The following is a 26008-nucleotide window of genomic DNA, read 5'->3' on the forward strand; positions in this document are numbered from 1 at the left end:
AGCGAAGCGGCGGCTTGGCAGCGGTGCGAAGCCGCGTTATAACGCCTGTATGAACACGACCCTCAAGATCACCAAGATCGGCAATTCTGCGGGCATCATCCTGCCCAAGGACGTGCTGGCGCATCTCCAATCCGAACTCGGTGACGAACTGACCTTGACGACAACCCCGCGCGGGATCGAGCTCAGTGTTCCTGAAGACGATTTCGCTGAACAGATGCGCGTGGCCCGCGAGATCATGCGCAAGCGCAAACGTGCACTGGCCGAGCTTGCCAAATAAGCTCGTCCGGTGACCACGTCACAATGGATCTGGATCGTCACCTCCGTGGCGCAGGCCTCGCATCGCGAGCAATTGGCCGAGCACGGCGGCTTGGACGGTGTGCGCGATATGGCTTTGCTGGAAAGTGCGATGGCGCGGCCGCAGCAGATTGCTTCCTATGGCAATCCTGATGTTGCCCAGCTTGCCGCAGCCTATTCCTACGGGATTGCGCGCAACCATCCGTTTGCCGATGGCAACAAGCGCACTGCTGCGGTGATCAGCGAGACCTTTCTTGTCCTCAACGGCTATGACATGCCGACCACAAGCGACGCCGAAGTGGCCGCCGCTTTCATCGCCCTTGCCGCTGGCGAACTCTCCGAGGAGGAACTCGCTGACTGGTTCCGGCAACGGGTCGTCGCGGCGGGCTAGCCCGCCATCACGACCATGTCGCGCGCGGCGGCAGGCTCATCAGGATAGCGTCGATATTGCCGCCGGTCTTCAACCCGAAGATCGTGCCGCGATCATAGACCAGATTGAATTCGGCATAGCGCCCGCGATATTCGAACATCTGTGCCTCGTCCGCGGCATCAAACGGCGTGTGCATCCGCTTGCGGACAATCGCCGGGAAAGCCGCGAGGAACTGCTTGCCGATATCCTTGATGAATTCGAAATTGGCAGCCCAGCCTGCATCATCCGCGCATTCGAGGTGATCGCAGAAAATCCCTCCAACCCCGCGATGCACCTGCCGGTGGGGGATGTAAAAATAATCATCCGCCCACTTCTTGTAGCGTTCGTAATAGGTCGGATCATGCGGATCGCATGCGGCCTGCATGGCGGCATGGAACGCCTGCGTATCCTCTTCATAAGGAAGCGGCGGGTTCAAATCCGCGCCGCCGCCAAACCACGCCTTGGTCGTGGTGAGGAAGCGTGTGTTCATATGCACCGCCGGCACATGCGGGTTGGCCATGTGCGCCACCAGCGAAATCCCGGTCGCGCTGAAGCCGGGGTTGTCGGCGCTTGCCCCGTTGATGTTACCCGCAAATTCCTTGGCGAAGTTGCCGCGCACGGTCGAGACATTGACCCCGACCTTCTCGAACACCTTGCCCTTCATCAAGCCCTGCACCCCGCCGCCCGGGTCAGGATTGCCTGATTCTTCGCGGTTCCACGCCGTATATTGGAAAGCCGCATCCGATCCCGCCTCGCGTTCAATCGCTTCAAATTCGGCACAAATGGAATCGCGCAGGCTTTCAAACCACGCCTTGGCGCGGCCGGTGTGTTCAGTCCAATCCGTCATACATCCCCATCCGTCATTCGCGCCTTACCATAGGCGAGCGCGCGAGGCGCACAAGGCCCCGCATACACTTGCCAAGGGGATTGTTTGCAGGCAGGAAAGCAGCATGGTTCCCGTTTCGTTCGCCCCACTGCCCTTTGCCGGACATGACATGTCCCTGGCCGATGGGCGTGCGCTCTATTGGCCGGCGGAACGCACCGTGCTGGTCGCCGATCTGCATCTCGAGAAAGGCAGCTGGTATGCCCAGCGTGGCCAGATGCTGCCCCCTTACGACAGCCGGGCGACGCTCGAACGGCTGGCTGATATCGTCGAGGCGAGCGGCGCGCGCCGTGTGATCACGCTGGGGGACAATTTCCACGATGATGCCGGTGCGCTGCGGCTTGAACCCTTTGCCAAGGGCATGCTCGAAGGCTTGATCCGCTCGCTCGATTTCGTGTGGATCACCGGCAACCACGATGAGCAAATGGCGCGCAGCTTTGGCGGCGCGGTGATGCAAGAGCTTGATCTGGGCGGGATCGTGCTGCGGCACGAAGCCCGACCGGGCGAGCTGCGCCATGAACTGTCGGGCCATTTCCATCCCAAGCTGCGCGTGCAGGTCAGAAACCGTGTGATTGCCCGGCCCTGCGCGGTGATCGGACGGATGGCAAAAGGCGACGGCGAACGCATGATCCTGCCCGCTTTCGGGGCCTACACCGGCGGCATGGATGCCGCCGCGCCCGAAATCCGCGCCGCGTTGCACCCCGCCAAGACGCTCGAAGCGCTGGTGCCCGCCAAGGGCCAGATCGCGCGTTTCGGATTGTCACGCACACCGGCGTAAGACTCCATCTGGCGCTCTGCGCGATTTGGGACTAAGGAGCGCTCGACCACACAGGCTATTACAGGAGAAAGCCCCATATCCCGTCCACCCCGGCGTTCGATGGCCCCGCCAATCAAAAGTGGCCCTCGTTTTGATAACATGATCCAGGTTCCGAAGGTCCGCGTCATTGATGACGAAGGCGAGAACCTAGGTGTGATGTACACCCGCGAAGCGATCGAGCAGGCCAACGAAAAGGGCCTCAACCTCGTCGAAGTGTCCCCCAACGCGGACCCGCCGGTGTGCAAGTTCCTTGATGTCGGCAAGTATCGCTACGAGGCCCAGAAAAAGGCCAATCTTGCGCGCAAGACGCAGAAAACGCAGGACATCAAAGAAGTCAAAATGCGCCCCAACATCGACACGCATGATTATGACGTGAAGATGCGCAATGTCAGCAAGTTCATCGAGCATGGCGACAAGGTGAAGATCACCCTGCGCTTTCGCGGGCGCGAAATGGCGCACCAGCATCTCGGCATGGATCTGCTGAAGAAGGTTCAGGACGATGTGGCGGAGATCGCCAAGGTCGAGGCGTTCCCTCGGCTCGAAGGGCGTCAGATGCTGATGGTGCTGGCGCCCAAGTAAGCGGCCAGCCACGCCAGAATCGCAGGCTGCGCGAGCGTGTGCCCTTGAGGTGCTCCTATCGCAAGGCCTGCGGGCAAACCGGCAAAATCCGGTGGCAACCATTCCAAGAAAGCGGCGGGTCGGCAGAGCGCTGGCTCGCCGTTTTGCTTGCCGACCTCGCCGCCCCCCGATAGTCCTCCACGGATGAGAGATGGGGATCGCCAGACACCATGACAGCGCGCCGCATTGGTCTGTTGCTGGGTCCGCTGGCCTTTGCGCTGGTCGCGTGTACCGTCCCGCCCGCTGGCATGCCGCAAGGCGCCTGGCTTATCGCCGGGCTGGTGGTGTGGATGGCCGCTTGGTGGATGACCGAAGCCGTCCCGCTGACGGTGACGGCCCTGCTGCCCTTCCTCGTCATACCGCTGGGCGGGATTTCGAATGCCGAACAGACCGCCAGTTCCTATTATTCGCCGATCCTGTTCCTGATCCTCGGCGGCGCGTTTCTCGCGCTCGCCATCGAACGCACCGGGCTGCACCGCCGCCTCAGCCTTGCGATCCTGCGGCTGGTGGGGGCGCAAGGCGGCGCATGGCGCCTGCTCTTCGCCTTCATGATCGCCTCGGCCCTGCTGTCGATGCTGATTTCCAACACATCAACCGCGCTGATCATGATGCCGATGGCGCTCGCGGTGCTGGATGGGGGCAGCACCCCCGCCGCAAGCGAAGCGGACATGCCGACGGAAGGACTTTCCGGCGCGCTGCCCATGGGCATTGCCTTTGCCGCCAGCATCGGAGGGCTTGGCACGATTGTCGGCTCGCCCACCAATGCGATTGCGGTCGGCCTGATGGAAAGCATGGCCGGGTTCCGCATCAGTTTCGCCCAATGGTCGCTGTTCGGCTTGGCGATTGTGGCGCTCGCCATTCCGCTTGCCGCGGTGATCATCGCGCGGGTCCAGAATGTCTCTCAGCACCCCTTCGATCTGGCTGCCGCACGGGCAGCGATAGCCAGCCACACCGCGTGGAGTTCGGCGGAAAAACGGCTGGTGCCAGTGGCGCTTGTCACCTTCATCGGCTGGATGACCCAGCCGCTGGTCGCCCCGCTGCTGCCGGCCGGCGCCTGGACCGATGGCACGATTGCTATCCTTGCGGGCGTCGCGCTGTTCCTGATCCCCGATGGCACGGGCCGATCCCTGCTGATCTGGCGCGAGGCCGAGCGCGCCCCGTGGAGCATCATCATGATGTTCGGTGGCGGTCTGGCGTTGGCGCAGGGCATGCAGGTATCAGGGCTGGCCGAATGGCTCGGCGGCGCGCTTTTGCCGTTGCAAGATTTCCCGCTGATCGTGGTCGCCCTCGCGCTGACCGCAATGGTTATCATCATCACCGAATTTGCGAGCAATGTCGCCACCGCATCCGGGATTATCCCGGTTGTCGCGGCGCTGACTGTCGCGCTCGGCGCGGATCCGATCCTGCTCGCCATGCCGGCTGCGCTGGCTGCAAGCTGGGGTTTCATGCTACCTGCCGGAACCGGGCCCAATGCCATTGCCTGGGCGACAGGGCGCATCCGGATCGAACGGATGGTGAGCGCAGGCGCCGTGCTCGATCTTGCAGGCGTTGTGCTGATCGTCACCGTGGTGTGGATCATCGCCGCGCTGACATGAGACGCGCGCGTGCAAAGGGGGGAGGATTGAGCGCATGACGGACACCCGCAAACCGGTTTTCCTCGTGATTGGCGCAGGCGCCGGGATTGGCGGCAGCGCGGGGCAGCGCTTTGCCGCCGGCGGCTATCACGCGGTGCTGGCCCGCCGGTCTGACGAGGCCGGGTTGCAGCGGATGGTGTCCGCGATCGAGGCCGCAGGCGGATCGGCGAGCGGCACCTTGATGAATGCCGCAGACGATGGCGCGATCGAGGAACTGGTCGCCCGGACAGAGCGCGATATCGGCCCGATTGCTTGCGCGCTCTACAATCTCGGCGCACAGATCGGCAACCGGAGCCTGCCCGATACCCCGCACCGCATCTTCGAGCTGGGCTGGCGGCTTGGCACCTACGGGGTGTTCCGGCTGGCCCATGCGCTGTTCCCGCTGATGGTGGAACGCGCGCGCGATCACGGCCAGCATGGCACGCTGCTGGTCACCTCCGCAACCGCCGCGATGCGCGGCAATGCCGGACAGCACAGCCACGCTGCCGCGATGGGCGGGCGGCGGATGCTGTGCCAGACGCTCTATGCCGAATACGCGCCGCAAGGCGTGCATGTCGCTCATGTGGTGGTGGATGGCGCGGTCGATGCGCCCGATACGCTCGGCAAGCTGCTCGGCGATCACTACGAAGCCTTCAAGGCGGGCAAAGGCCCCGACGGGGTGATCGATCCCGCAGCACTCGCCGAAACCTACTGGCACCTTGCCCACCAGCCGCGCAATTGCTGGAGCCATGAAGTCGATGTGCGCCCGTGGCGCGATGTCGCATGGTGGAACGACAATCCCGATCCGCAGATCGACAGCAAAGGCAAAGTCTTTGCTGGGCCAAAAGACTAGGACTTCGTAAGATTTGTTGCCATAGTCTCCGTCCAAAGCTGAACGGGGAAAAGATTTATGGGTTTGGAATGTTGCGGGTATGATCACGCCGGGGCGGAACCGGGCGCTGCATGGATCAACCCCTGCCTGTGCGGATCACCCCTGACCCAGCAGGCCTTTGCCCGAATCGAAGCGGATCTTTCGCGGCGCGAGGCTGTCGGCGGAACGGCCGCCGTGCTCGGCATGTTTGCAGGCTTTGGCCTTGCCCCGCAATTGGCCCATGGTCAGACCCCGGGACGGCCCACCGTGCTGACCAATCTCAGCTTCTTTGACGGCACCACCCTGAAAATGCAGGCGGGCCGCGAAATCGTGATCGAAGGCGGCACCATCAGCGCGATTGTCGGCGCTGGCGAAGGCCCGCAAGAGGCGCTGCGCATCGATTGCGGTGGCCGTGCGGTTACGCCGGGGCTGATCGATTGCCATTGGCACGCGACGCTCGTCAGCGTCAGCCAGCTTGCCGCGCTCACGCAGGATATTGCGCTTATCCACCTGATTGCCGGGCAGGAAGCGGGTGCCACCCTGATGCGCGGCTTCACCACCGTGCGCGATACCGGCGGGCCGGCCTTCGGGCTCAAGATGGCGGCGGATCGCGGCATTCTGGCAGGCCCGCGCATTTTCCCGAGCGGGGCCATGATCTCGCAGACCTCGGGCCATGGCGATTTCCGCATGATCCACGCGCTTCCCCGGATGGACAGCGATCCCGCCGATTACACCGAACGCACCGGGGTGGCCGCGATTGCTGATGGCGAGGCCGAAGTGCTCCGCCGCACGCGCGAGCAATTGATGAAGGGCGCGAGCCAGATCAAGATCATGGCAGGCGGCGGGGTATCCTCGCTCTATGATCCGCTCGACACGGCGCAATTCCTTGAAGAGGAAATGCGTGCCGCCGTGCGCGCAGCGGCGGATTGGGGCACCTATGTGTGCAGCCATGTCTATACCTCCGAAGCAATCCAGCGCGCCTTGCGCGCGGGCGTGCGCTCGATCGAGCATGGCCAGCTCGCCGATGATGCGACGATCCGCATGATCAAGACAGAAGGCGCTTGGTGGTCGATCCAGCCCTTTCTTGCGGATGAGGATGCTAACCCGAAGACCGATCCGGTCCAGATCGCCAAGCAGCAGCAGGTCTCGGTGGGCACAGTGCGTGCGTTCGAGAAAGGCCGGACCGAAGGCGTCAAGATGGCGTTCGGCACCGATATCCTGATGAACCCCGGCGGCTCGGCCAGCCAGGGGCGGCAATTGGCGAAGCTCACGCGCTTCATGGCGCCTCTGGAGGCGCTGCGCATGGCGACAGGCGCGGCCGGAGAATTGCTGGCCATGTCAGGCGAGCGGTCACCCTACCCCGGCAAGCTTGGCGTGATCGAAGTCGGCGCGCTTGCGGATCTTCTGGTGTGGGACGGCGATCCGGCCAAGAGCCTCGATTTCATCGGCGATCCGGCCGCGAATCTGAAGCTGGTGATGAAGGGCGGCCGGGTTTACAAACAGCAGCTGTGATCAGCCGCGCCACTCGCGGCGTTCCTCGGCAGCGCGCAGGACTTCGTACGCGAGCTGGATCGCCTGGAATTGCTTCGCCGCTTCGGCATCACCCGGCTTCACATCGGGATGCACCAACTTGGCGCGAGCGCGATAGGCCTTCTTGATCGCGGTGAAATCCGCGTCGGCTTCCAGCCCGAGCACGTCGAGCGCGCGCATTTCGTCAGCCGAGCGCGAGCCATCGCCTGACCCGGCCCAGCCATAATGCGCAGCCTCGGCATAGCCCGCGCTCTCGCGCTGTTCGGCACTGGCACGCGCCGCAGCTTCTTCCTTTTCGAGACCTTCGAAGTAGTCCCACTTGGCGTTGTATTCTGCCGCGTGGCGCTGGCAGAAATACCACCGCTCGCGGCTGTTGGGGGCCTTGGGCGCGGGGCAATTGCCCGGCTCGTCGCAGCCGTGGCGATCACAGATGCGGATATTGGCGGCTTCCTGCGACGAGCCATAGCCGCGCCAGCGCGGAAAGCCCCAATCCATGGAACGGCGCGGGCGGCTCACCGGAAAAGGGCCTGAATGTCGTTGGTCGAAAGCATAGGGCGCTCAATCTAGGCGAGGTGGCGCGCGATGCAAAGCGATGAGATGGGAGGGAACGGGTTTTTAATTGAAATGTTGCAGGGCAACACAAACCCGATATCGAGACCGATGATGAGCCAGCAACTGACCCTCTCCAGCCTGTTTTCGGTGTTCGCGCTGGGGGCTCTGTGCGTCGTCACCACCGCGCGCGACATGACGGGCGGCGACAATGGGCTGGCGGCCCCCGCTCTCGTCAGCGTGCAGGCCGAGCCTCTGCCCGGCCTGCTTGACTAAGTGCTGCTAGCCGCGTGCCGATAGCCCGGCACGCGCGGCTGCTTCAGCGGATCATCACACTCGCTGCGCGGCGGTTCTGCGCCCACGACTGTTCGTCCGAGCCGAGAGCCACCGGGCGTTCTTTGCCATAGCTCACCACGGCGATGCGATTGGGGGCAATGCCCAGGCTGGTGAGGTAGTTCTTGGCCGCATTGGCGCGGCGTTCACCCAGCGCGAGGTTATATTCGCGGGTGCCGCGTTCATCGGCATGGCCTTCGATGGTGAAGGTAAGCTGCGGATACTGCGCGAAATACTGCGCCTGGGCCTGCAAGGTCGCAGCGCTGGTGCTGGAAATGTTGAAACGGTCGAGATCGAAATAGATCACCGTCTGGCCATTCACCGCATTGCGGAAATGCTCCTGCGAGCCAACCTGCGGACCCATCGGGGTGGTGGGTGCCGGAGTTTGCTCTCCACCACTCGACACTGGCGGGGGCGGCAGTTGTTCGGGCGCCTTTTTGGCACAGGCCGCCAGCGTGGTGGCGGAAGCGAGCAGCAAAACTGTAGCAAGCTTCTTATTCATCGGGGGTTCCTTTCAGATTTGCGGGGGTTCTCATAAGCAAAAAACGGACAAAATTATGGCCGGATCGGGCCCCATGCCGGGTCAGAACCATCAACCGGCGTCGGCAGGCGGCGTTCATTGCGCCCGGTGAGATCAACCTGCCAGATCCCCGAACGGCCCGAATTGCGTTCGGTACGGAAGAACTGGATGATCCGGCCATTGGGTGCCCAGGTCGGCGCTTCGTCCTGCCAGCCCTTGGTGAGCACGCGCATCCCGCCGCCGCTGGTGTTCATCACCGCGACGTTGAAATCGCCGGCGATCCGCGTGAAGGCGATCTGATCACCGCGCGGGCTCCATTCCGGGGTCGCGCAGCGGCCACCGAAAAAGCTGATGCGGCGCTGGTTCGACCCGTCGGCGTTCATGATATAGCACTGCTGCGAGCCCGAACGGTCGCTTTCGAACACGATCTTGCTGCCATCGGGCGAAAAGCTGCCGCCCACATCAATCCCCGGTGCATCGGTCAGACGGCGGCTCGCACCACCCGTCGCAGGCACGGTGTAGATATCGGTATTGCCCGAAACCGACATTGAATAGAGGATCGAGCGGCCATCGGGTGACCAACGCGGCGCGATGGTGGGATTACGGTTTTCTGTCACCAGCGTCTGCTTGCCGGTGCCGATGTCGTAGACATAGATCCGCGGGTTGCCATCGACATAGGAGAGGTAGAGGATCTTCGAATAGTCGGGCGAAAACCGCGGGGTCAGCGCGGTAGCGCTGCCCAGCGTGAGGAAGCGGTGGTTTGCCCCGTCGCTGTCCATGATGGCGAGCCGCTTGACCCGCGCATCCTTGGGGCCGGTTTCCGCAATATAGGCAATCCGGCTATCGAAGAACGGGCTTTCGCCAGTCAGCCGCGCAAAGATCACGTCCGAGCACTTGTGCGCAGCGCGGCGCCAATCGGCCGGCGGCACGACCCAGCCCTCGCGGACCAACTCGCTCTGGAGCGAGACATCGTAGAGATAGCAGCCGACCACCAGCCGGCCATCATTGCGGGCCTGGACATAGCCATGCACCAGCATTTCGGCGCTGCGGCCGCTCCAGCTTGTCCATGCGGGAGAGGTGATCTGCGGGAAGCTGGGGGCCGGCAAGCTATCGGGGCCAACCGGCTTGAACAGGCCATTATTCCTGAGATTGGCGGTAATGACACGGGCGATCTCGCGGCCAAGCGCGCCCGTGCCTTCGGCATTGGCCGGGGTCTCGCGGTTGCGATCTGTGGCAAAGGCAGGGATTGCGATCCCGATATCCGACCAATCGGATTCGTCGGTGACAGTGCCGCGCAACGGGCCATCGGTCGCCTCGGTCGGGGCGACCTGAATGCGCTCCACGCGCCCGCCCTCGCCCACCGGCGCGCCCAGATCCTGCGCCTGTGCCGCGGTACCCAGCACCAGAGCGATCAAGGGAAGCCATATCATGCGTTTCATCGTTACAGCCTTCTGTCGAAATACCATTCAAGCGCTTTCCAGCGATCGTAGAACTGGTCGGGAAGATCAAAGGGCGCAGCCAATTGCACCGCGCGGATGGCGCGCTCGCAATGCAGCGATGCCTGCGGTTGGTTCGAATCCGTAATGCTCGATTGTTCGACGCGGCAGCGCGGACGCCCTTTGAGCGTGCCATCGCGGTTGAGATCCCAGCTTACCACCGAGACAAGCTTTTCCGCATCCGCCCCGGACGGCGCATTCCAGTGCGGGCGGATCTGGCGGGTGATCGCAGAGGACAGCGCTGCGCGATCCGAAGCGCCAAAGACGGCCGCCGGGGCGCGGGTTTCATCCGTACGGGAGGAACTGCCCTGCCCCGACAGGAAATCATCGCCGATCCGGCTGCCGCCCGTGCGTGCAGCGGTGGTGGGCGTGGCACGCGGCGCAGGCGTGCTCGACGCGCGCGGGTTGGGCCGCGCGGGAGTACGCTGCTGTGGTGCGCTGCTCGGCTTGGGCTGCGGCGAAACCTTTGCCCGTTCGGGCTGGGGCGGTGACGGCACTCTCTCAGCCGGGGGCGGAGCTTCTTCGCCCAGCGTCGGGGCAATCGACTGACGGCTTTCCGGCACCGGCTCACGCGCAGCGGATTCCAGCCCGACTTCGCCGACAAGGCTTACATCCATGCGCTCGGGAAAGGTCAGCACTTCCTGCCGCATCGCCTGTTGCAAGAGCACCGCGACCAGCGCGCCGTGGAGCAGCACGGCCACCGCCAGGCCAATCCTTTCCTCTCGCTGAAGCGCACGCTCTGCCATGATATCCTGCCGCTTAGGGCGCCGTCACTGAACCGCTGGTGACCAGCGAGATCGAGGTAAAGCCCGCGCGCCCCAACTCGCCCATCACCTGCATCACCCGGCCGTAATCGAGGCTCTTGTCGCCGCGCAGCACGATCAGCGGGGCCTTGCCATCGCTGCCGCGATCAAGCGCCGCGAGTGCATCGGCAAAGCCGCCCGGAGTGACCGGCGCATCCTCGATGTAGATGGTGCCAGCCGCATCAATCGAGATCGTGACTTGCTGCGGGGTTTCCTCAACCGGGTTGGCGCGGCTTTCGGGCAGTTCGAGCGGCACGCCGACTGCGGGCAATGTCACGGTGACCATGAAGATGATCAGCAGCACCAGCATCACATCGACCAGCGGCGTGACGTTGATTTCAGCCATCGCACCGCGCCGGGAGCGCTTGCCGCGACGGGAGCCGGATGAAAGGTTCATGGCCATGGCTTACCCTTCCCCGTTCGTGTCGAGCGAAGTCGAGACACGCCTGTACCTGCCTCTCGACTGCGCGCGAGGCGAACGGATCTTGTGCTTACCCCTCATGCCCGGTCCAATTCGCGGCTGAGCCCGGCATGCACCTTGTCGGCAAAGCGTTGCAGGCGGGCTTCGAACAGGTTCACCTGATTGCTGAAGCGGTTATAGGCAATCACCGCCGGGATCGCGGCAAACAGGCCGATCGCGGTGGCGAACAGCGCTTCGGCGATCCCCGGCGCAACGACCGCGAGCGAGGCGCTTTGCTGCGCGCCGATCTGGAAGAAGCTGTTCATGATCCCCCACACCGTGCCGAACAGGCCGACAAACGGCGCGACCGATCCGGTGGTGGCGAGGAAATTGAGCCGCGCCGACAGCGCATCGGCTTCTTCGGCAACCTGGCTTTCCATCACCGAGGCAATCCGCTGGCGGGCACCGCCGCGATCGACCGGCGGCTTGGCGGTGGACTTGCGCCATTCATCCAACCCCGCCGCAGCGACCCGCGCCGCCGGGATTTCGCGGCGCTGCTGCTTGGCAAGCGCCTTGTCCGTCGTCTCGCCTTCCCAGAATTCGGCTTCGTAATCGCGCGAGAGCGCCGCGAGCTTGCCGATCTTGAGGCTGAACGACACGATGATCATCCACACCCAGACGCTGGCGAGGATCAGGCCCACCATCACGGCCTGCACGATGATATCGGCCTGCAGGAACAGTTCGACCGGATCGAGCCGGGTCGGTGCGCCTGCCGCAGAAACCGAAGCGAGATCGAGAGCAGTGGCAGCGAGGAGAGGGAGCGACACGGGGGCGATTATCCTTGGCTGTTCATGAATTGGCGGAATGCCGCCTGCCAGGCAGCGGGTTGACGGCGCGGGCGTCCTTCAAGCGAAATGAAGCCGACCCGCAGATGGGCCTCGCATAGCGGCTCTTCTCCGCCTGCTCCAACCCGTTTTGCGATCTGATGCATCCGGCATGAGGCAGCACCCAGTTCGGTGCAGGTGGTGGTGATGAGAATGTCATCATCAAGCCGCGCGGGCTTGAGGTATTTGAGGTTCGCCTCGGCGACGGCCCAGGCCCCCTCGCCCGCCTCGATCGCGGCGCGCTGATTAATCGCCAGCCGCCGCAACAGATCAGACCGCGCGCGTTCGAACCAGCGCAGGTAATTGGCGTGATAGGTGATCCCCGAAAGATCGGTGTCTTCATAATAGACCCGCACCGCATAAAGGTGGCGTGGGCCGTCAATGACGCCATCAGGCGCGGCGGGCAGGATCATGATATCAAGCTCGATTGCATCGGATTGGCCAAAGCCGCCCCAGGGTGAAGCGCCGATGAACGTTTCATAGTTGGCGCCCAAGCGAAAGAGCCAAACCCTATCTCCGCGCGATCATCGGCCCCAAAGGCTCACCACCGAAGATGTGGACGTGGAGATGCGGCACTTCCTGCCCGGCGTGAAAGCCGACATTGGCAAGCAGGCGGTACCCGGATTCAACCAGCCCCTTCATCCGCGCCACTTCGCCCACGGCCCGGATGAAACCGGCGATCTCGGCATCAGGCGCGCGCGCGGAAAAATCATCCCAGCTGACATAGCGCCCCTTGGGCACCACCAGCGTGTGTACTTCGGCCTGCGGATTGATGTCCTCGAAAGCAAAGGCCCAATCATCTTCGTAGACCTTTTTCGAAGGGATTTCGCCGCGCAGGATCTTCGCAAAGATGTTGTTGTCATCGTAAGGCAATGTCGGGTTGATCGGCATCGGTTTACTCCTTGCGGGCAGCTTTTTCGGCAAGCCCCGAAAGCCCTTCGCGCCGTTCGAGTTCGGCGATCACCTGTTCGAGCTTCACCCCCTTGGCGCCGAGCAGCACGAGCAGATGGAACACCAGATCCGCCGCTTCGGCAACAACATCAACCTCATCACCCATCAGCGCAGCGATGACGGTTTCGGTCGCTTCCTCGCCCAGCTTCTGCGCGATCTTGCCAAGGCCCTTGGCATGGAGGTGCGCGACGTAGCTTTCCTCGGGCGAGGCATGACGGCGTGCGGCGATGGCGGCTTCGAGACGGGTAAGGGTTTCGGACACGTATCAATTCTCGTCATTGCGAGCGCCGCAGGCGCGTGGCAATCCAGAACGGAAATGCGCTGGACTCTGGATTGCTTCGCTACGCTCGCAATGACAGGAATTCAACCGCGCGCAGGCAAGCCCGCGGCGCGCAGCGCGGCGTGCACCTCGGCAATGGTGTGGTGGCCGAAGTGGAAGATGCTGGCGGCAAGCACCGCGCTGGCATGGCCTTCGCGCACGCCGGCCACGAGGTGATCAAGGCTCCCGACCCCGCCGCTCGCAATCACCGGCACGCTGACCGCATCGGCGATTTCGCGGGTCAGGGCGAGGTCATAGCCCTTCTGCGTCCCGTCCCCATCCATCGACGTGACGAGCAATTCGCCCGCCCCCAAGTCGGCGACCTTCAGTGCATATTCGACCGCGTCGATGCCGGTCGGCTTGCGCCCGCCATGGGTAAAGATCTCCCAGTTCCCGCGCGGGGTGCGGCGCGCGTCCACGCTGGCGACCACGCACTGGCTGCCGAACTTGGCGGCGATCTCGCCGACCAGCTCGGGCCGGGCGACCGCTGCGGAATTGACCGCCACCTTGTCCGCGCCCGCCAGCAGCAGCGCGCGCGCATCCTCGGCACTGCGCACCCCGCCGCCGACGGTCAGCGGCATGAAGCAAACCTCGGCCGTGCGCCGCACCATGTCGAGCAAAGTGCCGCGCCCTTCGTGGCTGGCGGAGATATCGAGAAAGCACAGCTCGTCCGCGCCTGCCGCATCATAGGCGCGCGCCTGTTCGACCGGGTCGCCCGCGTCCTTGAGATCGACGAAGTTCACGCCTTTGACCACGCGGCCATTGGCGACATCGAGGCAGGGGATGACGCGGATACGGACGGTCATTGCGCAGCGCTCGACAGCGGGACGGACGGGGAAACCGGCGGCAGGCAATTGTCACCCTGACAGCCCGCATCATCGCGCGCCAGCATGATCCCGGCCGGCCACATGAAACTGGCGAAAAAGGCCCCGGCCATGCCGTAAACCAGCCCGTTCCGGCCAAAGCGCGGCTCCAGATATCGCACCGCGAGCAGGGCAAATCCGAGGAACAGGACAACGTTGATCAGCGCAATCTCCACCGTGCCAACCGTCACGCCTGCAAGGAACGTGAGGCACAGGAAAAGAAAGCCCATCAACCGCATGCGCCCTACGCCTTTGCGCCAATGGCGATGGCCGCCGCCAGATCGAGCCGCCCTTCATAGAGCGCCCGCCCGGTGATGACGCCTTCGATCCCGTCCGCGGCATGGAGCGCGAGCACATGGATATCATCGAGCCCCTTCACCCCGCCGCTGGCGATCACCGGGATGTCGACGCGGCGCGCGAGATCGACCGTCGCCTCGATATTCACGCCCTTGAGGAGCCCGTCGCGGCCAATATCGGTGAACAGCAGGCTGGCGACGCCCGCGTCTTCAAAGCGGCGGGCCAGATCAACCACGGGCACATCGGAGACTTCCGCCCAGCCCTCGGTCGCGACCATGCCGTCACGCGCATCGACCGCGACGACGATGCCATTTTCCCATTCGCGCGCCATGTCTTTCACGAATTCGGGGTTCTTGAGCGCGGCGGACCCCATCACCACGCGGGCCACGCCGAGGTTGAACCAGCTTTCCACTGCCGCCGCATCGCGGATACCGCCGCCGAGCTGCACATAGCCGGGGAAGGCGGCGATGATCGCCTCGACCGCCGCGCGGTTGCGGCTTTCGCCGGCAAAGCTGCCGTCGAGATCGACCACATGGAGGTGCTCGGCCCCGGCATCGGCGAAGATCATCGCCTGCGCGGCGGGATCATCGCCGTAGATCGTGGCGCGGTCCATATCACCTTCGGCGAGGCGGACGACCTGGCCGCCCTTCAAATCGATGGCAGGGAAGATGATCACGGATACCACTCCAGAAAGCGCCGGAGGGTCGCCAGCCCGTAAGCCTGGCTCTTTTCCGGGTGAAACTGCACACCGAGGATGTTGTCGCGCGCCACCGCGGCGACCAGCCCTTCGCCATGATCGGTCATCGCGGCGACATCGCCGGGATGGGCGGCGGCGAAGTGATAGGAATGGAGGAAATAGGCCTCGCCCTCCTCGATCACCGGATGATGCTTGGCATGGGGCATCAGGGCCACATCGTTCCAGCCCATATGCGGCACCTTGATGCTGGCATCGGCAGGCGCGATCAGCCGGACTTCGCCCGCAATCCAGCCGAGGCCGGGATGCGTGCCGAATTCCAAGCCGCAATCCGCCAGCAATTGCATCCCCACACAAATGCCGAGAAACGGCGCACCGCCCACCTGCACCCGCTCGGTCATCGCATCGACCATGCCGGGAATAGCGCGCAGGCCCTCCGCACAGGCACGGAACGCACCGACGCCGGGCAGCACGATCCGGTCAGCCGCGCGCACGACATAGGGATCCGCCGTCACTGTCACCGCTGCGCCTGCCGCCTTCAGCGCATTGTGGACCGAGTGGAGGTTGCCCGCACCGTAATCGACAAGGGCGACAACCTCAGCCACCGAAGGCCTCCAGCCCTGCACCGACAAAGCGCGGGGTCCATTGGATGATGGCGAGATCGGCCAGTTTGTGGAGCATGAACGGGTCGCTCATCAGCAGCGCTTCAGCCTCGGTGCGGCTGGCGGCCTTGACGAAAATCAGGCCGCCATCGCGCGGTTCGCGCGGGCCCCATGCAAGGAAATGCCCGGCTTCATATCCCGCCTTGAGCCAGTCGAGATGTTCGGCCAGCACCGCGTCAATATGCGCGATCGGCGCCGTATAGGTCAGCGAGGCGATAAAGATGCTAGCCACCCAGCTGCCCCTTGGTGCTCGGGATGGCACTGCCCTTGCGCGGATCGCGTTCCACGGCCTGCCGCATCGCGCGGGCAAAGCCCTTGTAGATGCTCTCGCAGATGTGGTGATTATTGGTGCCGTAGAGCAGTTCGATATGGAGGGTCAGCCCCGCGCTCTGGGCGACCGAATGGAACCAGTGCTCGATCAGCTCGGTATCCCATTCGCCGAGCTTTTCCTGCGTGAACTTGGCCTTCCACACCAGAAAGGGCCGCCCGGAAATATCGAGTGCGACCCGGCTCAAAGTCTCGTCCATCGGCGAATAGGCGGTGCCATAGCGTCCGATCCCGCCCTTGTCGCCCAGCGACTGCGCAATCGCCTGCCCCAGCGCAATCGCCGAATCCTCGGTGGTGTGGTGCTGATCCACATGCAGATCGCCTTCGACCTGCATCGTCACATCGATCAGCGAATGGCGGCTGAATTGTTCGACCATGTGATCGAGAAAGCCGATCCCTGTCGAGACGCTGTAGGCCCCGGTGCCATCGAGATTGACGGCAATCGCGATGCGGGTTTCCGCCGTGTTGCGCTCCACCGATCCGGTGCGCGCGGGGATATCGTGAGTCTCGGCCATGGCTGGCGCTATAGCCCCGCGCGCCGCCATATCAAGCAGCGCATGCGCCATCAGAAAGGCTTGACCAGCGCGGCGCTCCCCGCCACCTATCGTCACATCATGACCGACAATACGCCCGACAGCCTGATCCCCTATGATGAAATCGTGCAGGAAGCGCTGCGCGCGGTGGTCGGCCGGGTGCTTGGCTCGATCGTCTCCGGCGGCGGGCAATTGCCGGGCGCGCATCATTTCTACATCACCTTCAAGACAGGCGCGCCGGGCGTGGCGATCCCGACCCATCTGCGCGAACGCTTCCCCGACGAGATGACCATCGTGTTGCAGAACAAGTTCTGGGATCTCGAAGTGGGCGAGGCAGGCTTCAATGTCAGCCTGTCGTTCAATCAGGTGCCGGCCAAGCTGCAAATCCCCTTTGCCGCGATCACGGCTTTCGTTGATCCGGCGGTCGATTTCGGGCTGCAATTCCAGGCCACCGTCAACGAGCTTGAACCCGAAGCCCATGATGATGCCGAAAATGACGGCGATTCGCCCGATGGCGCAAGCGATGGGGACTCCAACGTCGTCAGCATTGATTTCGGGCGCAAGAAATAGGCCCGACGCCGATGAAGCGCCCCGCACGATCCCGGGCCAAGAGCAAGTCGGCCGAACCCGCTGCAACACCCGAGACCGGGACTGACGCAGGCCTTGCGGGAGTACCTCTCCCCAGCACCAATCCTGCAACCAATTTCCTGATTGCCGATATTGTCCTGAGAGCAGCCGGCGATCTGGTGCGCGAACGCGTCGAACGGGGGATGATCACCAAAACCTATGACGAGGAAAAGGCCGAAGAACTGGTCGACTCCTCGGGTCTGCTGACCACGGTCGCGCTTTACGGGATCAGCCGGATCGCGACCCGCTCGCCCGCTGGCCTTGCCATCGTTGCGGGCGGGCTGGTGCTCAAAGCACTCTATGATCGCGGCAAGAGCATCGAGGCGCGCGGCGGCCGCGTGCTGCCCCGCATCGGCTTGCGGCGGAAGGGCAAGCAGCGCTGATGGCACGGCAGGCGCAATTGCGCGCTTGATTTGTGGCGGTGCTTTGCGGCAACGGGGCCTATGGGCGACACCAATCACACCGCAGCCGATACGCTCCACCGCCGGGGCCTGATGTTCATCCTGTCCTCGCCGTCGGGCGCGGGCAAGACGACGCTCTCCAAGATGCTGCTGGCCGCCGATCAGGAGATCAAGCTGTCGGTCTCGGTCACCACCCGCGCACCGCGTCCTGGCGAGATCAACGGGGTGCATTACTCCTTCGTTTCGCCGGAAGACTTCCAGCGCATGGTGGACGAGGATGATTTCTACGAATGGGCCGAAGTCTTCGGCCACCGCTATGGCACGCCCAAGGGCGCGATCCGCGCCGCGCTGAAGGAAGGGCAGGACTTCCTTTTCGATATCGACTGGCAGGGCACCCAGCAGCTTTACCAGAAAGACCAGCAGGATGTGGTGCGGGTGTTCATCCTGCCGCCCTCGATCGAGGAATTGCACCGCCGCCTGAAAAACCGCGCGACCGACAGCGCCGAGGTGATCGCCGCACGTATGGAGCGCGCCCGCGCCGAAATCAGCCATTGGGACGGCTATGATTACGTCATCATCAATGATGATGTGGAGGTCTGCTTTGAAAAGGTTCATGCGATCCTCGAAGCCGAACGCATGAAGCGCCAGCGGCAAACGGGGCTGATCCCGTTCGTGCGCGAATTGATGGCCTAGGCCGCCTCGCCCGCGCTCTCGCCGCCGCCCGCAAACAGCACGGCGGCAACACCCATCGCCAACAGCGCGCCCGCAATCTGCGCAATCACAAAGGCCGGGATATCGGCGGGCGCAATGCCGGTGAAGGTATCAGTGAAGCTGCGCGCAATCGTGATTGCCGGGTTGGCGAAGCTGGTCGACGAGGTGAACCAGCAGGCGGCGAAGATATAAAGCGCAACGCTGATCGGAACCGCATCAGGCCGAGCCCGCAAGGTGGCAAGGATTGTCAGGATCAGGCCAAACGTCGCCACCACCTCGCCCGCCCATTGGCCGATACCGGTGCGCGGCGTATCGGCCACTTGCAGGATCGGCAGATCGAACATCAGGTGCACCGCAAAGGCGGCCAGAATGCCGCTGGCGACCTGCGTGATGACATAGGCCAGCGCCACGCCATTTTCGATCTCGCCGCGCAGGCGAAACACCAGCGTCACCACCGGATTGAAATGCGCGCCCGAGACCGGGCCGAGCATCACGATGATGACATAGAGGATCGCGCCAATCGGCAAGGTCGTGCCGATCAGCGCAACGGCGACATTCCCGCCCGCCAGATTATCCGCCATGATGCCCGCGCCCATCACGGTCGCAAACAGGAAGAAGGTGCCGAGCGCTTCGGCCAGCAGGCGCCCAATCACGCGGTCACGCCCGCTGCTGCAAGATAGCTGCGCTTCATCCTCTGTTCCCCCCTCGAAAACCGGTCTTGTGCGTGGTCTTAGGCCTTGCCGCCCGGATCGGCAAAGTGGCTCGGCAGATGGGCGTTGACAACCCCGCCATCGACCGTGAGCGTCTCGCCCACCACGTAATCGCCCGCGCGGCTGCACAGATAGATCGCGGCGGCGGCCATGTCTTCGGCGGTGCCGATGCGCTTCGCCGGGATACCGCTCGCTGAAGCGTCAGGCGCATCCTTGGCGGCCTTGTTCATCTCTGACGGGAAGGCCCCCGGCGCGATCGAAGTGACGACGATATTGTCCTGAATCAGCCGCGCGGCCATGCGGCGGGTGAGTTGGATCACGCCGGCCTTCGATGCCTGATAGGCGTAAGTCTCCCACGGATTGATCCGCTGGCCATCGATCGAAGAAACGTGGATCACCTTGGCCGGGTGGCCCTGCTTGCCGCCTGCGACCAGCAGATCATGCAGCTTTTGCGTCAGGAAGAACGGCGTCTTGACGTTCAGATCCATCGTGCGGTGCCAGCCGGCCTCGGAGAATTCGAGATAGGGCTGGCCCCAGGCGGCGCCCGCGTTGTTGATGAGGATGTCGAGGTGGCTCTCGCGCGCCTTCAGCTCGTTGGCGAGGCTGACCATGCCGTCCATCTGGCTAAGATCGGCGGGAATGCCGATGACCTTGTCGGCGCCGAATTCGTCGATGGTCGCCTGCATCTGGTCGGCCTTGCGCGCCGAGATATAGACCCGCGCGCAGCCCGCCGCGAGCAGGCCCTCGACGAACATTTTGCCGATCCCGCGGCTCCCGCCGGTGACAAGGGCGACGCGGCCCTCGAGGCTGAAAAGTGATTGAATGTCCATGTAATAATTCTCCATCCCCGTCCCGGAGTTGATCCGGGACCCCGCTCACTTCTTGCCCGCCGCGGTAGAATAGCGGGGCCCCGGGTCAAGCCCGGGGCGGGGGCATGGTCAATACCCGCTCAATTCCGCCACACGGTTGGCGTGGAAATAGGCATCGCCGAGGAACTCGGCCAACGCGCGGTCGCGCTTCATGTAGAGGCCGATGTCGTATTCGTCGGTCATGCCGATGCCGCCGTGCATCTGCACGCCTTCCTGCACCGCAAGCCGCGCGGTCTTGGCAACCTTGGCCTTGGCGACGCTCGCCATCAGATCGGCGCTCGGCGCGCCTGCATCGAGCAATTGCTGCGCCTTGATGGTCGCCGCGCGGGCGATCTCGACTTCGGAATAGAGGTGGCTGGCGCGGTGCTGGAGCGCCTGGAACTCGCCGATCAGCTTGCCGAATTGCTTGCGCTGCTTGAGGTAATCGACGGTCATGTCCATCGCGCCGCGTGCGACGCCGACGCCTTCTGCCGCCGCGCCGACCCGGCCCGCCATCAGCATGGCATCAAGCACGGCGCGCCCGCCGTCGATCTCGCCGATCACGGCATCGCCATCCAGCTCGACCCCGTCGAACTTGGTGTGCGTCGCCATCGAGGAATCGACCAGCCGCACGCTGTCATGGCTCATGCCCGCCGCATCCTTGGGCACAGCGAACAGCGTGATGCCGTCGGCGTCCTCGTCCGATCCCGACGTGCGCGCGGCGACCACGATCATGTCGGCGCTCGCGCCGTGGATGACAAAACTCTTGGCGCCGGTGAGCTTGAACCCGTTGCCCGATTTCTCGGCGCGGGTGGCGATGCGCTGCGGGCGGTGCTTGGCGGTCTCGTCGATCGCGACGGCAAACACGCTGTCACCCGCGATCAGACCGGGCAGGTAGCGGCCCTTCAGATCATCCGAGCCGTGCTTCAGCGCGGTCGCGGCCAGCACGGATGAGGTCAGGAACGGCGAGGGCGTGAGGTTGCGGCCGATTTCCTCGAGCACGATCCCCGCTTCGACATGGCCCATGCCGAGCCCGCCGTCGGCCTCGTCCACCAGCATCCCGGTGAAGCCCATTTCGGCCATTTGCTTCCACAGGGCGTGGCCGAAGCCGTCCTTGCAATTGCGGTCGCGCCAATGGCGCAACTGCTTGGCGATATTGCCTTCTTCGGCAATGAACCCGCGCGCGGTGTCGGCGAGCATCGCCTGATCTTCGTTGTGATAAAGGGGCATCGTTTCGACCTTTGAAAGAGAGTTCAGTCCGCCATTGCGGTAGCGCACCAGCGGGAGATCCGGGACGGGTCCTGGTCGGCATCGAAGAACAGATGCGCGCCGCCAAATCCGTGGCCTGCCAGTTTCACCTCAAGAAAAGAGGACGCGTCGATGGAGACGGCTGTGATCACCGCGGCCTTGATGAAGCTCACCACCGATCGCTTGCTGAACAGCCCGGCATCGTTGACGATGATCAGCCGCTTGTTGGTGAACAGCGCACCACCCCCGTCGCCGCCGGTTGCAAAGTCGATCGTCTCGCCGACCAGCAACAGGCTTTCAAGCTGTGCGATCGTTTTTGCACCCTTCGCCTCGTTACCGGGAAAGACCCCTCCGATGAACGGAGAAGGGAGAGTGACTGCAAGCGTCATGGCCCTTAAGCACCCGGCAGATCGAGGATGCGCTTGGCGATGACGTTGAGCATGACCTCGCTCGTGCCGCCCTCGATCGAGTTCGCCTTGGTCCGCAGCCAGCTGCGCGACGGCTTGCCGCCTTCGGTTTCCTCGCTGTCCCACTCCAGGCTGCGCGAACCGCCGACCGCCATCATCAGCTCATGCCGGCGCTTGTTCAGTTCGGTCCCGGCATATTTCATCATGTTGGGCTGCGCGGGATGCGCCTTGCCGACCTTGATTTCGTCGAGGAACTTCTCACCCATCGCGGCATAGGCCAGCGCGTCGACATCGAACATCGCCAGCTCGGCGCGCAGCACCGGGTCGAGCTCATCGCCCAGCTTGGCCGAATGCCGCTTCATCGCAGCGCCGATTGCCGCCTGCCGCTCGCCGCCATCCGCGCCCGAGATCATCTCGCGCTCATGGCCGAGCAGGTACTTGGCGACATCCCAGCCGCGGTTGATCTGCCCCACATAGGCCGGGCAATCCTCGCCATAGGACTTGGGCACCTTCACGTTGTCGAAGAAGGTTTCGCAGAAGGGCGAATTGCCGCTGATCAGCAGGATCGGTTTGGTCGACACCCCTTCGCTGGCCATGTCGTAGAACATGAAGGTGATGCCCTTGTACTTGTCCGACTTGTCGGTCCGGACAAGGCAGAAGATCCAGTCGGCCTGATCGGCGTAGGAGGTCCAGATCTTCTGGCCGTTGACCACCCAATGATCGCCCTTGTCCTCGCCGAAGGTCTGCAAGGAGACGAGGTCCGAGCCCGAACCGGGTTCGGAATAGCCCTGACACCAGCGGATTTCGCCGCGCGCGATTTCATTGAGGAAGCGCTGCTTTTGCCCCTCGGTGCCGAAATGCAGCAGCGCCGGGCCGAGCATCCAGATGCCGAAGGACGAGAGCGGCGGGCGCGCGTTGATGCGGCCCATTTCCTCGCGCAGCACCTTGGCTTCGGCCGGGGAAAGCCCCGCGCCGCCATATTCCTTGGGCCATGCCGGCACGGTGTAGCCCTTGGCGACGCAGGCTTCGAGCCACGCCTTCTGGGCATCATTCTTGAAGGTGGCCCGGCGGCCGCCCCAGTAGATATCGCTTTCGTCACGCACGGGCTCGCGCATTTCGGGCGGGCAGTTTGCCTCAAGCCAGCTGCGGGTCTCAGCGCGGAAAGTCTCTAGATCGGCCATCACCGATTCTCCTCTCTCAGGTCTCTCACTTGACGCTTACGTTATCGTCATTTCACTTGCCCCTGCAAGCGCCGAAATGCCCGGCGCGGATGCCGTAGCGTCACAGCGGAGCTGATTGACGTATCGGTTAATCCGCCTAGGCTTTCGGTGAGGACAAGGAGAGAGACATTGCCACTATCCGGGCCGGGATTCGCTGCGCCACACGCCAGCACAAGGGGCCGCGCGTGAGCGAAGCGCATGCACCGGGTGCCGGCTTGATCGTGGGCAAGCTGCCGATGCGGCTCAAGCTGATTCAGGGCTTTGGCGCCGTGGCCTTTGGTGTGAAGGACAACGGCTTTTCCTTTTTCCTGCTGATTTTCTACAATCAGGTTCTGGGCATGGATGCCGCGCTGGTCAGCCTCGCGCTTCTGATTGCACTGTTGGTCGATGCGGTGGTCGATCCGATCCTCGGCAACCTGTCGGATCGCACCTACACCCGCTGGGGGCGCCGTCTGCCGTGGCTCTACGCCGCACCGATCCCGCTCGCCTTTGCCTGGGTGATGATGTGGAGCCCGCCGACCGGCGAAGCGCCCAGCTTTGCCGGGCTTGTGGCGATCGCAATTGCGGTGCGCGTGCTGCTATCGGCCTGTGAAGTGCCCTCGATCAGCCTCGTGCCCGAAATCACTGTAGATTATGACGAGCGCACCACCCTGTTCCGCTATCGGGCCCTTGGCGGATGGATCGGCGGGCTGGCGATGATGGTGCTCGCCTACACCGTGTTCATGCCGGGGCCGGAAGGCCTGCTCCAGCGCGAAGGCTATGTCGCGTTCGGGATCTTCGGTGCGGTGCTGATGGCGATTTCGGTGATCGGCTCGGCCATCGGACAGCACCGGCTGGTCGCGCGTCTGCCTGCGACCAAGCCGGACCCGTTCACGATCAAGGGCGCCTTTGCCGAAATCCGCGAAGCCTTTTCCGAACGGGCCTTCCTGATCTTCGCCGCCGGAGGCCTCGCGGCCTATATCCATCAGGGGCTCAACTTCTCTATCACCAATTATATCAATCTGTTCGTGATGCAATTGACGCGCGGCCAGTTGATGTTCTTCCCCCTCATCCTGCTGGGTGCGGTGGTGCTGATGTTTGTTGCCATCGGCCCGCTGCATGCGCGCATCGGCAAGGCCAAGGCGGCCGGGCTCGGGATGATGATCGGCACGCTGCTTGGCATGGTGCCCTATTCGCTGCTGCTGCTCGGGTTCTGGCCCGCCCCCGGCAGCACGTTTTCGGCTGTGCTGTTCTTCGGCTTTGCCATGATCGCGACCGGGCTTGGCATCATCTCGCTGGTTTCAGCGACCTCGATGATCGCCGAAATTGTCGAGGCCTTTGAAGAACGGACCGGGCGGCGCGCCGAAGGCTCGTTCTATTCGGGCAATTGGCTGGTGCAGAAATGCGCGACCGGTGCGGGGATTTTCCTGTCGGGGCAGATCATCGCCTTCTCCCAGCTTGCCCCTGATGCCGCGCCGGGCAGCGTGCCGCAAAGCGTGCTGACCAACCTGCTGCTGTCCTATGGCGGCGCGATGCTGGTGCTGGCGGTGATCGCCGCATGGTGGCTGGCGCGTTTCCCGATCAGCCGCGAGGAGCACGAGGCGCGCATCGCCCGTCTCGCTGCCATGCGCCAGCGCGCCCCGCGCCACGCTGTCACGACAGAGCCGGAGCCCCCCGCTCTGGCTGCCCCCACCCTGCCGCTTGTGCCGAAATGAGAGCTTGGCGCGTCGGCGATGGTCTGCCACGGTTAGCGGCAGATTCGGTTTCGAATAAGGACGAGAGAGGAACTCCCCATGGATTTTGAGCCCACCGAACGGCAGGCCTATTGGCGTGATCGCGTGCGCAATTTCATAGAGGCGAATATTCGCCCGAACCACGCAACCTTCCTCAAGCAGGAGCACGAAGGCGAACGCTGGAAGGTGATCCCGATCATCGAGGAAATGAAGGCCAAGGCCAAGGCGGAAGGCCTGTGGAACCTGTTTATGCCGCCGCGCAATGACAGCCACCATCACGTGGATGAGACCTTCGAATTCGAAGGCCCCGGCCTCACCAACCTCGAATATGCGCTGTGCGCCGAGGAAATGGGCCGCATCGGTTGGGCTTCGGAAGTGTTCAACTGCTCCGCGCCCGACACCGGCAACATGGAAGTGTTCCACCGCTACGGCACGCGCGAGCAGAAGGAAGAATGGCTGCGCCCGATCATGAACGGCGAGATCCGTTCGGCCTTCCTCATGACCGAGCCTTACACCGCCTCGTCCGATGCCACCAACATCGAGACGCGCATCGAACGCGACGGCGATCACTACGTCATCAACGGGCGCAAGTGGTGGTCTTCGGGCCTTGGCGATCCGCGCTGCAAGATCGCGATCGTGATGGGCAAGACCGATTTCAGCGCCCAGCGCCATGCCCAGCAATCGATGGTGCTGATGCCGATCGACACCCCCGGTGTCACCATCCTGCGGCACCTGCCGGTGTTCGGCTATGATGATGCCCCGCACGGGCACATGGAAGTCGAGATGGTCAACGTCCGCGTCCCCGTCTCGAACATGCTGCTCGGCGAAGGGCGCGGGTTCGAGATCGCGCAGGGCCGCCTCGGGCCGGGCCGCATCCACCACTGCATGCGCACCATCGGCGTTGCCGAAGAGGCGCTCGCCAAGATGTGCCGCCGCTTGCAGGAACGCGAGGCGTTCGGCAAGCCGGTCTACAAGCACTCGGTCTGGGAAGAGCGCGTGGCGCGCGCCCGGATCGACATCGACATGACCCGCCTGCTCTGCCTCAAGGCGGCCGACATGATGGACAAGGTCGGCAACAAGGCGGCCAAGCAGGAAATCGCGATGATCAAGGTGCAGGCGCCCAACATGGCGCTCAAGATCATTGACGATGCGATCCAGGCGCATGGCGGCGGCGGCGTGTCGGAAGACTACGGTCTCGCCTCGGCCTATGCGCACCAGCGCACCCTGCGGCTCGCTGACGGGCCGGACGAAGTCCACGCCCGTTCGATCGCGCATATGGAGTTCGCCAAGCACGCCCCGCGCCCAGGCCCGACGGCCAACGCGCTGCGCGGCGATCACGGGCGGGCAGCTGCCAATGACGGCCAGAGCTTCAGCTCGGGCGACATGGGGGTTGCTCGTTGATAGGGGCGCGGTGACTCAGTGACCCAAGACCGTTCGTGTCGAGCGAAGTCGAGACAC

General features: G+C 63.8%; 34 protein-coding genes. 13 read left to right on the forward strand and 21 right to left on the reverse strand.

Annotated elements, in window-relative coordinates; genetic code table 11:
• The first annotated feature begins 49 nt into the window (after positions 1-49).
• Together SOQ14_RS13670 and SOQ14_RS13675 are read left to right on the forward strand one after the other, a co-directional pair.
• On the forward strand, positions 50-277 hold the full coding sequence (locus tag SOQ14_RS13670; RefSeq protein WP_322898678.1) for an AbrB/MazE/SpoVT family DNA-binding domain-containing protein: 228 nt from the start codon (positions 50-52) through the stop codon (positions 275-277).
• A 9-nt stretch (positions 278-286) separates the two neighbouring features.
• Entirely contained in the window at positions 287-685 is a 399-nt protein-coding gene (locus tag SOQ14_RS13675) for a type II toxin-antitoxin system death-on-curing family toxin (protein WP_322898679.1), read from the forward strand.
• A 7-nt stretch (positions 686-692) separates the two neighbouring features.
• Here SOQ14_RS13675 and hemF read toward each other — a convergent pair whose 3' ends face one another.
• Positions 693-1550, reverse strand: coding sequence for an oxygen-dependent coproporphyrinogen oxidase (gene hemF, locus SOQ14_RS13680; RefSeq protein ID WP_322898680.1), 858 nt, complete (start codon positions 1548-1550; stop codon positions 693-695).
• Between the two features lie 103 nt (positions 1551-1653).
• On the opposite strand from hemF, the gene pdeM reads away from it, so the two are divergent.
• The 5 genes from pdeM (at position 1654) to SOQ14_RS13705 (ending at position 7017) form a co-directional block, all read left to right on the forward strand.
• Positions 1654-2364 (forward strand): ligase-associated DNA damage response endonuclease PdeM, encoded by a 711-nt coding sequence (gene pdeM, locus SOQ14_RS13685; protein WP_322898681.1) that lies wholly within the window; start codon positions 1654-1656, stop codon positions 2362-2364.
• Positions 2365-2463: 99 nt separating this feature from the next.
• A complete protein-coding gene (gene infC / locus SOQ14_RS13690) occupies positions 2464-2982 on the forward strand; it encodes a translation initiation factor IF-3 (protein ID WP_322898682.1) in 519 nt (172 codons plus the stop codon).
• A gap of 209 nt (positions 2983-3191) precedes the next feature.
• Positions 3192-4616 (forward strand): SLC13 family permease, encoded by a 1425-nt coding sequence (locus SOQ14_RS13695; RefSeq protein ID WP_322898683.1) that lies wholly within the window; start codon positions 3192-3194, stop codon positions 4614-4616.
• A gap of 34 nt (positions 4617-4650) precedes the next feature.
• Positions 4651-5487, forward strand: a complete 837-nt coding sequence (locus tag SOQ14_RS13700; RefSeq protein ID WP_322898684.1) for an SDR family NAD(P)-dependent oxidoreductase — start codon at positions 4651-4653, stop codon at positions 5485-5487.
• A gap of 57 nt (positions 5488-5544) precedes the next feature.
• The gene (locus SOQ14_RS13705) at positions 5545-7017 is read left to right on the forward strand and encodes a metal-dependent hydrolase family protein (protein WP_322898685.1); all 1473 of its coding nucleotides are present in this window, start codon (positions 5545-5547) and stop codon (positions 7015-7017) included.
• Here the strand turns inward: SOQ14_RS13705 and SOQ14_RS13710 are convergent, their stop codons facing one another.
• Complete coding sequence (locus SOQ14_RS13710; RefSeq protein ID WP_322898686.1) at positions 7018-7551, reverse strand: J domain-containing protein; 534 nt, start codon at positions 7549-7551, stop codon at positions 7018-7020. It abuts the gene before it with no gap.
• A 147-nt stretch (positions 7552-7698) separates the two neighbouring features.
• Here SOQ14_RS13710 and SOQ14_RS13715 point away from each other — a divergent pair, with 147 nt between their 5' ends.
• The gene (locus tag SOQ14_RS13715; RefSeq protein WP_322898687.1) at positions 7699-7860 is read left to right on the forward strand and encodes a hypothetical protein; all 162 of its coding nucleotides are present in this window, start codon (positions 7699-7701) and stop codon (positions 7858-7860) included.
• A gap of 43 nt (positions 7861-7903) precedes the next feature.
• Here SOQ14_RS13715 and pal read toward each other — a convergent pair whose 3' ends face one another.
• The 14 genes from pal to hisB all read right to left on the reverse strand — a co-directional run bounded on the left by pal (position 7904) and on the right by hisB (position 16648).
• Complete coding sequence (gene pal / locus SOQ14_RS13720; RefSeq protein ID WP_322898688.1) at positions 7904-8419, reverse strand: peptidoglycan-associated lipoprotein Pal; 516 nt, start codon at positions 8417-8419, stop codon at positions 7904-7906.
• 53 nt (positions 8420-8472) lie between these two features.
• On the reverse strand, positions 8473-9876 hold the full coding sequence (tolB, locus tag SOQ14_RS13725; RefSeq protein ID WP_322898689.1) for a Tol-Pal system beta propeller repeat protein TolB: 1404 nt from the start codon (positions 9874-9876) through the stop codon (positions 8473-8475).
• Between the two features lie 2 nt (positions 9877-9878).
• A complete protein-coding gene (gene tolA / locus SOQ14_RS13730) occupies positions 9879-10634 on the reverse strand; it encodes a cell envelope integrity protein TolA (protein WP_322898690.1) in 756 nt (251 codons plus the stop codon).
• A gap of 58 nt (positions 10635-10692) precedes the next feature.
• Positions 10693-11139: an ExbD/TolR family protein gene (locus SOQ14_RS13735; protein WP_322898691.1), complete on the reverse strand. Its 447-nt coding sequence runs from the start codon at positions 11137-11139 to the stop codon at positions 10693-10695.
• A 95-nt stretch (positions 11140-11234) separates the two neighbouring features.
• Positions 11235-11963: a protein TolQ gene (gene tolQ / locus SOQ14_RS13740; protein WP_322898692.1), complete on the reverse strand. Its 729-nt coding sequence runs from the start codon at positions 11961-11963 to the stop codon at positions 11235-11237.
• 8 nt (positions 11964-11971) lie between these two features.
• Complete coding sequence (locus SOQ14_RS13745) at positions 11972-12433, reverse strand: YbgC/FadM family acyl-CoA thioesterase (protein WP_322898770.1); 462 nt, start codon at positions 12431-12433, stop codon at positions 11972-11974.
• Between the two features lie 97 nt (positions 12434-12530).
• Positions 12531-12911 (reverse strand): histidine triad nucleotide-binding protein, encoded by a 381-nt coding sequence (locus tag SOQ14_RS13750; RefSeq protein ID WP_322898693.1) that lies wholly within the window; start codon positions 12909-12911, stop codon positions 12531-12533.
• A 4-nt stretch (positions 12912-12915) separates the two neighbouring features.
• Positions 12916-13233 (reverse strand): phosphoribosyl-ATP diphosphatase, encoded by a 318-nt coding sequence (locus SOQ14_RS13755; protein WP_322898694.1) that lies wholly within the window; start codon positions 13231-13233, stop codon positions 12916-12918.
• A 101-nt stretch (positions 13234-13334) separates the two neighbouring features.
• Entirely contained in the window at positions 13335-14096 is a 762-nt protein-coding gene (gene hisF / locus SOQ14_RS13760; protein WP_322898695.1) for an imidazole glycerol phosphate synthase subunit HisF, read from the reverse strand.
• Complete coding sequence (locus SOQ14_RS13765; protein WP_322898696.1) at positions 14093-14383, reverse strand: hypothetical protein; 291 nt, start codon at positions 14381-14383, stop codon at positions 14093-14095. Before SOQ14_RS13765 ends, hisF begins: the two co-directional genes overlap by 4 nt.
• Before the next feature lie 14 nt (positions 14384-14397).
• Entirely contained in the window at positions 14398-15126 is a 729-nt protein-coding gene (hisA, locus tag SOQ14_RS13770) for a 1-(5-phosphoribosyl)-5-[(5-phosphoribosylamino)methylideneamino]imidazole-4-carboxamide isomerase (protein WP_322898697.1), read from the reverse strand.
• Complete coding sequence (hisH, locus tag SOQ14_RS13775) at positions 15123-15749, reverse strand: imidazole glycerol phosphate synthase subunit HisH (RefSeq protein ID WP_322898698.1); 627 nt, start codon at positions 15747-15749, stop codon at positions 15123-15125. The genes hisA and hisH overlap by 4 nt, the downstream gene beginning before the upstream one ends.
• The gene (locus tag SOQ14_RS13780; RefSeq protein WP_322898699.1) at positions 15742-16038 is read right to left on the reverse strand and encodes a YciI family protein; all 297 of its coding nucleotides are present in this window, start codon (positions 16036-16038) and stop codon (positions 15742-15744) included. Before SOQ14_RS13780 ends, hisH begins: the two co-directional genes overlap by 8 nt.
• A complete protein-coding gene (gene hisB / locus SOQ14_RS13785; RefSeq protein WP_322898700.1) occupies positions 16031-16648 on the reverse strand; it encodes an imidazoleglycerol-phosphate dehydratase HisB in 618 nt (205 codons plus the stop codon). Before hisB ends, SOQ14_RS13780 begins: the two co-directional genes overlap by 8 nt.
• 99 nt (positions 16649-16747) lie before the next feature.
• Here hisB and SOQ14_RS13790 point away from each other — a divergent pair, with 99 nt between their 5' ends.
• From SOQ14_RS13790 to gmk, 3 genes are read left to right on the forward strand one after another with little or no spacing between them, the layout of a single operon-like run.
• Positions 16748-17236, forward strand: a complete 489-nt coding sequence (locus SOQ14_RS13790) for an SspB family protein (protein WP_322898771.1) — start codon at positions 16748-16750, stop codon at positions 17234-17236.
• Positions 17237-17247: 11 nt separating this feature from the next.
• Positions 17248-17676: a hypothetical protein gene (locus tag SOQ14_RS13795; protein ID WP_322898701.1), complete on the forward strand. Its 429-nt coding sequence runs from the start codon at positions 17248-17250 to the stop codon at positions 17674-17676.
• A 60-nt stretch (positions 17677-17736) separates the two neighbouring features.
• Positions 17737-18387 (forward strand): guanylate kinase, encoded by a 651-nt coding sequence (gmk, locus tag SOQ14_RS13800; protein ID WP_322898702.1) that lies wholly within the window; start codon positions 17737-17739, stop codon positions 18385-18387.
• Here the strand turns inward: gmk and SOQ14_RS13805 are convergent.
• The 5 genes from SOQ14_RS13805 to SOQ14_RS13825 form a co-directional block, all read right to left on the reverse strand.
• Complete coding sequence (locus SOQ14_RS13805) at positions 18384-19058, reverse strand: aquaporin (RefSeq protein ID WP_322898703.1); 675 nt, start codon at positions 19056-19058, stop codon at positions 18384-18386. The genes gmk and SOQ14_RS13805 overlap by 4 nt on opposite strands.
• Before the next feature lie 77 nt (positions 19059-19135).
• On the reverse strand, positions 19136-19945 hold the full coding sequence (locus tag SOQ14_RS13810) for an SDR family oxidoreductase (RefSeq protein WP_322898704.1): 810 nt from the start codon (positions 19943-19945) through the stop codon (positions 19136-19138).
• A 108-nt stretch (positions 19946-20053) separates the two neighbouring features.
• Positions 20054-21193, reverse strand: a complete 1140-nt coding sequence (locus tag SOQ14_RS13815) for an acyl-CoA dehydrogenase family protein (RefSeq protein WP_322898705.1) — start codon at positions 21191-21193, stop codon at positions 20054-20056.
• Positions 21194-21216: 23 nt separating this feature from the next.
• Positions 21217-21600 (reverse strand): PH domain-containing protein, encoded by a 384-nt coding sequence (locus SOQ14_RS13820; protein WP_322898706.1) that lies wholly within the window; start codon positions 21598-21600, stop codon positions 21217-21219.
• A 5-nt stretch (positions 21601-21605) separates the two neighbouring features.
• Positions 21606-22799: an acyl-CoA dehydrogenase family protein gene (locus tag SOQ14_RS13825; RefSeq protein WP_322898707.1), complete on the reverse strand. Its 1194-nt coding sequence runs from the start codon at positions 22797-22799 to the stop codon at positions 21606-21608.
• Between the two features lie 224 nt (positions 22800-23023).
• On the opposite strand from SOQ14_RS13825, the gene SOQ14_RS13830 reads away from it, so the two are divergent.
• Positions 23024-24532, forward strand: a complete 1509-nt coding sequence (locus SOQ14_RS13830; protein ID WP_322898708.1) for an MFS transporter — start codon at positions 23024-23026, stop codon at positions 24530-24532.
• Between the two features lie 78 nt (positions 24533-24610).
• Complete coding sequence (locus tag SOQ14_RS13835; protein ID WP_322898709.1) at positions 24611-25951, forward strand: acyl-CoA dehydrogenase family protein; 1341 nt, start codon at positions 24611-24613, stop codon at positions 25949-25951.
• The last annotated feature ends 57 nt before the right edge of the window (positions 25952-26008 follow it).

This window comes from Erythrobacter epiphyticus, from assembly GCF_034653295.1.
Classification (GTDB): domain Bacteria; phylum Pseudomonadota; class Alphaproteobacteria; order Sphingomonadales; family Sphingomonadaceae; genus Erythrobacter.

What these genes read in the sequence shown, in the direction of transcription:
- hisB (WP_322898700.1), bottom strand. Translation starts at nt 16,648, where the DNA reads ATGGCCGAGACTCACGATATCCCCGCGCGCACCGGATCGGTGGAGCGC.
- hisF (WP_322898695.1), bottom strand. Translation starts at nt 14,096, where the DNA reads ATGACCGTCCGTATCCGCGTCATCCCCTGCCTCGATGTCGCCAATGGC.
- SOQ14_RS13670 (WP_322898678.1), top strand. Translation starts at nt 50, where the DNA reads ATGAACACGACCCTCAAGATCACCAAGATCGGCAATTCTGCGGGCATC.
- gmk (WP_322898702.1), top strand. Translation starts at nt 17,737, where the DNA reads ATGGGCGACACCAATCACACCGCAGCCGATACGCTCCACCGCCGGGGC.
- SOQ14_RS13835 (WP_322898709.1), top strand. Translation starts at nt 24,611, where the DNA reads ATGGATTTTGAGCCCACCGAACGGCAGGCCTATTGGCGTGATCGCGTG.
- SOQ14_RS13715 (WP_322898687.1), top strand. Translation starts at nt 7,699, where the DNA reads ATGAGCCAGCAACTGACCCTCTCCAGCCTGTTTTCGGTGTTCGCGCTG.
- SOQ14_RS13705 (WP_322898685.1), top strand. Translation starts at nt 5,545, where the DNA reads ATGGGTTTGGAATGTTGCGGGTATGATCACGCCGGGGCGGAACCGGGC.
- SOQ14_RS13765 (WP_322898696.1), bottom strand. Translation starts at nt 14,383, where the DNA reads ATGGGCTTTCTTTTCCTGTGCCTCACGTTCCTTGCAGGCGTGACGGTT.
- SOQ14_RS13700 (WP_322898684.1), top strand. Translation starts at nt 4,651, where the DNA reads ATGACGGACACCCGCAAACCGGTTTTCCTCGTGATTGGCGCAGGCGCC.
- pal (WP_322898688.1), bottom strand. Translation starts at nt 8,419, where the DNA reads ATGAATAAGAAGCTTGCTACAGTTTTGCTGCTCGCTTCCGCCACCACG.
- hemF (WP_322898680.1), bottom strand. Translation starts at nt 1,550, where the DNA reads ATGACGGATTGGACTGAACACACCGGCCGCGCCAAGGCGTGGTTTGAA.
- SOQ14_RS13825 (WP_322898707.1), bottom strand. Translation starts at nt 22,799, where the DNA reads ATGGCCGATCTAGAGACTTTCCGCGCTGAGACCCGCAGCTGGCTTGAG.
- SOQ14_RS13735 (WP_322898691.1), bottom strand. Translation starts at nt 11,139, where the DNA reads ATGGCCATGAACCTTTCATCCGGCTCCCGTCGCGGCAAGCGCTCCCGG.
- tolB (WP_322898689.1), bottom strand. Translation starts at nt 9,876, where the DNA reads ATGAAACGCATGATATGGCTTCCCTTGATCGCTCTGGTGCTGGGTACC.
- SOQ14_RS13815 (WP_322898705.1), bottom strand. Translation starts at nt 21,193, where the DNA reads ATGCCCCTTTATCACAACGAAGATCAGGCGATGCTCGCCGACACCGCG.
- pdeM (WP_322898681.1), top strand. Translation starts at nt 1,654, where the DNA reads ATGGTTCCCGTTTCGTTCGCCCCACTGCCCTTTGCCGGACATGACATG.
- SOQ14_RS13745 (WP_322898770.1), bottom strand. Translation starts at nt 12,433, where the DNA reads ATGATCCTGCCCGCCGCGCCTGATGGCGTCATTGACGGCCCACGCCAC.
- SOQ14_RS13820 (WP_322898706.1), bottom strand. Translation starts at nt 21,600, where the DNA reads ATGACGCTTGCAGTCACTCTCCCTTCTCCGTTCATCGGAGGGGTCTTT.
- infC (WP_322898682.1), top strand. Translation starts at nt 2,464, where the DNA reads ATGGCCCCGCCAATCAAAAGTGGCCCTCGTTTTGATAACATGATCCAG.
- SOQ14_RS13810 (WP_322898704.1), bottom strand. Translation starts at nt 19,945, where the DNA reads ATGGACATTCAATCACTTTTCAGCCTCGAGGGCCGCGTCGCCCTTGTC.
- SOQ14_RS13695 (WP_322898683.1), top strand. Translation starts at nt 3,192, where the DNA reads ATGACAGCGCGCCGCATTGGTCTGTTGCTGGGTCCGCTGGCCTTTGCG.
- SOQ14_RS13750 (WP_322898693.1), bottom strand. Translation starts at nt 12,911, where the DNA reads ATGCCGATCAACCCGACATTGCCTTACGATGACAACAACATCTTTGCG.
- SOQ14_RS13790 (WP_322898771.1), top strand. Translation starts at nt 16,748, where the DNA reads ATGACCGACAATACGCCCGACAGCCTGATCCCCTATGATGAAATCGTG.
- SOQ14_RS13795 (WP_322898701.1), top strand. Translation starts at nt 17,248, where the DNA reads ATGAAGCGCCCCGCACGATCCCGGGCCAAGAGCAAGTCGGCCGAACCC.